General features: G+C 43.6%; 4 protein-coding genes. All 4 read left to right on the plus strand.

The window, feature by feature from the left end:
• Positions 1-657: NAD(P)/FAD-dependent oxidoreductase (locus VFW36_RS12435; RefSeq protein WP_329659133.1), on the plus strand; the 657-nt coding region annotated here is incomplete at its 5' end.
• 80 nt (positions 658-737) lie between these two features.
• Positions 738-1,079: a hypothetical protein gene (locus VFW36_RS12440; protein ID WP_329659134.1), complete on the plus strand. Its 342-nt coding sequence runs from the start codon at positions 738-740 to the stop codon at positions 1,077-1,079.
• Between the two features lie 92 nt (positions 1,080-1,171).
• Positions 1,172-2,617: an aldehyde dehydrogenase family protein gene (locus VFW36_RS12445; protein WP_329659135.1), complete on the plus strand. Its 1,446-nt coding sequence runs from the start codon at positions 1,172-1,174 to the stop codon at positions 2,615-2,617.
• A gap of 60 nt (positions 2,618-2,677) precedes the next feature.
• A partial coding sequence (locus VFW36_RS12450) for a YitT family protein (protein ID WP_329659136.1) occupies positions 2,678-3,235 on the plus strand: 558 nt, incomplete at its 3' end.

Here is a 3,235-nt window from a genome sequence, read left to right on the forward strand (position 1 = left end):
GAAAAACGATTTTATAAAAATGGAAATTTCGGATGTCGTGGGATTGATGTGTATCTAATTGATGCGGCAAAAAGCATCCTCTTCGGCATGGACCCTTTTTTAGTTAATACCGCATACAAACGGCTATTTCAGCTTGGGGTACATGTGTTAAACGGAAATCGTATCAGTGAAGTGCGTGCCAATGAAATTTTACTCGATAACGGCAAGTCCCTCCATTTTGAATTTATGATTTTTACAGGAGGAATCTCGGCCTCGCCGCTCACCCAATATCTAGGATTTGAAATAAACGCCCGAGGACATTTGATAGTCGATGAAAATCTCAATATTCCAACGTATGAGAATATTTACGCTATCGGCGATGTCGCTCAAGTTCTCAATGAAGAAGGACAATACATCCCTCCAACCGTTCAACTGGCGCAACAAGGAGCAGAGCATGTTGCTCTTAATATCTTACGAATACTCAAAGGAAAATCTAAAAAACCGTTTTGTTTTAACAGTAAAGGAGTCATGATAGCTTTGGGGGGGGAGTTCGGTGCAGGTATCCTGCCGGGAGGAATCAAGATAAAAGGGTACTGTGCCTATATAATCAAAAAGACTATCTTTCACCTCTACACAACTCCTCTACGCCGACGAAGCGCTTTTGGAAAACGGCGATAGGACACAAAGCCAAATTGACTGCGATTTTTTTGCGATGAATACTCCCTACAATGCACTCAAAAGTATTGATAGGAGCACCAATGTCTCTCATAGAAATATTTACCGATTATGTACTCAACCAAAAAAGTCTCATTGATTATGTCGAAATTCGAAAGAATATTCATGAACGCGGTGAGTTTAATGATGCATTGCTGATAAAAGCCGAAGAAAATCTAAACCGGCTTCAAACAGAATATCCGGATATACACTCAGGTATGTATGAAACACTGGCGAAAATATACGAGCGAAATATCGGGTTTAGTGTTGAGTACCCTATCGATTTTATCCGTCAAATCCTCAAAATGTATAACGGCTCTTTAACCCCGAATCAAGTTCATCAGGAATACCAACGAATTTTGGATCATTACCACCACGATGCATAATTTAGTCTCTCTACCATTTTAAACGTTGCGATTTTTTAGCGATTTTTTTTCCTTATGATGGACTAAATTAATTCCACATAGGAGAAGCAATTATGAAAGAGTACATGCCGTTTATCAATGGGAGAAATATTCCATCCCACGCAGGAAAAGTGATCGATGATATTAATCCGGCAACGGGAGAAGTATTTGCTAAAGTTCATTTGGCAAGTGCCGAAGACATCGAAGAGGCCATCAGCTCTGCCTATGCAGCATCAAAGCTCTGGGCTAAAACGACGCCGAGAGAAAAAGAGGCGGTACTTTTAAAAGCGGCCGATATTTTCGAGAGTCGTGCCGATGAAATCCGAACCATTTTGATGCGAGAAAGCGGTTCGGTATATGCTAAAGCAATGTTTGAAATCGGTCTTGTTGCAGACATCCTACGAGTAGCAGCCGGTGAAGCACGACGCGTATTCGGGCAAACATTTACCTCTAACGATCCAGGGGTTCTCTCTTACAGTACACGCCGACCACTTGGTGTTATTGCCGGAATCTCTCCGTTTAATGCCCCTATGATTTTAAGCACTAAAAAATTCGCGATGGCTATCGCTGCAGGTAATGCATTCGTCTTGAAACCATCCAGCCATACTCCGATCTGCGGACTTGTTTTCGGTGAAATTTTTAAAGAAGCGGGATTACCTGACGGCGTGCTCAATATCATCCCTTGTTCCAGCGGTGATTTGGGAGAAACCTTTCAAACCGATCCACGTATCTCTATGATTACCCTGACCGGTTCAACACGTGTTGGTAAATTAGTCGCTGCATCTGCCGCTATGAACTTGAAAAAATGTACGGTTGAGCTCGGCGGTAAATCTCCGACTATCGTACTAGGCGATGCGGACGTCGATTACGCGGTTAATACGGCAACATTCAGCATCTTCCTCCACCAAGGACAAATCTGTATGGCAGGATCACGCATCATTGTAGAAGAGAATATTTACGATGAGTTCTGCGAAAAATTCGCCGCAAAAGTTAAAACCCTCAAAGTCGGTAACCCTGAAGATCCAACCACCATTATCGGGCCATTGATTGAAGAGGCGCAATGTAAATTTATTGACGGATTAATCGATGATGCGGTAGCAAAAGGAGCTAATCTTCTCTCAGGACGTGAACATGAAGGTTGTTTTTACAAACCAACTGTTGTTTCCAATGTCACTGAAGAGATGGTCATTTTCCATGAAGAGGCATTTGGTCCCGCAGCGGCTATTATCAAAGCACGCGATTTGGATCACATCATTCAACTAGCAAACAACAGCTCATACGGGCTAAGCTCTTCAATCATCACTGACAATTTAAGTGCGGCGCTCAGACTCTCTGAAGAGATCGAATCGGGGATGGTACACATCAACGGACCGACCATCCAAGATGAAGCTCATATTCCGTTTGGCGGGGTAAAAGAGAGCGGTATGGGTCGCGAGGGTGGTCACTTCGCGATCGAAGAGATGACGGAACTCAAATGGGTCACTGTCGAAGCGGCAGGAAACAGACACTATCCGTTCTAACCCACCCCCCCTGCGGGGTCTTCTCCTTCACAATCACCATCCAACTACATAGGCTTCATCATGATACATAAACTCGCGGATATTCCGATCAACGACGTATTAAAAAAATACATCTTTATCTTTATCGGTGCTTCTTCACTGGCGCTAGGCGTCGTGTTGTTTTTGATACCGAACCATATTGTCGCCGGGGGGACTCCCGGTATATCGATCCTCATAAACTATTTTAGCGGTATTCCGGCAGGGGTATTGATGTTTTTGATCAATATCCCTCTCGTGCTGATGAGTATGAAATACATCAGCAAAGAGTTTGCCGTTCGTACCATTTTTTCCATTGTGATCTCGTCCTCTATGGTCGATATTCTGCGCGAATACTTTCATGTCACCGCATGGACGAATGATCCAATTTTATCGAGTATCTTCGGCGGTATAGCAATCGGTTTCGGTCTCGGATTCATCATTGCGGGCAATGCCTCAGCAGGAGGACCTTCCATCGTTGCGAGATACATAGCGGATCGAATGCATTGGAAACAAAACAACGTCATTATAGCCTTGGATTTTATGATCGTTATCGCGGCAGGGATCGCTTTTGCTAAAGTAGAAAGTGCCCTTTTGAGTTTG

The sequence above is a fragment of the Sulfuricurvum sp. genome (genome assembly GCF_036279695.1).
Classification (GTDB): Bacteria; Campylobacterota; Campylobacteria; order Campylobacterales; family Sulfurimonadaceae; genus Sulfuricurvum.